Here is a 275-nt window from a genome sequence, read left to right as displayed (position 1 = left end):
CGGGCGAGCATTTCCTCGCGAGGAGAGACGTCGAACGGCCCAATGAACCCGTCGCGATCGAAGTGCGCGATTTCCCGCTCGCTCAGGCTCACACCAGGGCACCCGCCGGCTGCTGCAACGCGTAGCGCTTGGCGAAATCCGGCGGAAACGCGAAGCCGTTGGTGTAGAAATAGCGGATCAACTGACCCTGATGCTGCGCCTCATGCTCGAGCAGATCATAGGCCAGCGCCGTTCGTGCCGCGTCATCGGCATGCTGGTCGAGCGTTTCGAGAACC

1 pseudogene is annotated in these 275 nt (G+C 62.9%); it reads right to left on the bottom strand.

Features of this window, described 5'->3' with window-relative positions:
* Positions 1–88: 88 nt before the first annotated feature.
* A pseudogene (locus tag RVY79_RS19510) lies at positions 89–275 on the bottom strand (hypothetical protein); the annotation flags it as partial.

Origin of the sequence: Chromohalobacter sp. HP20-39, assembly GCF_033052815.1 — a bacterium.
Classification (GTDB): domain Bacteria; phylum Pseudomonadota; class Gammaproteobacteria; order Pseudomonadales; family Halomonadaceae; genus Chromohalobacter.
The sequence above is the reverse complement of the archived record's forward strand: the minus strand, read 5'-3'. Positions and strand labels throughout refer to the sequence as shown.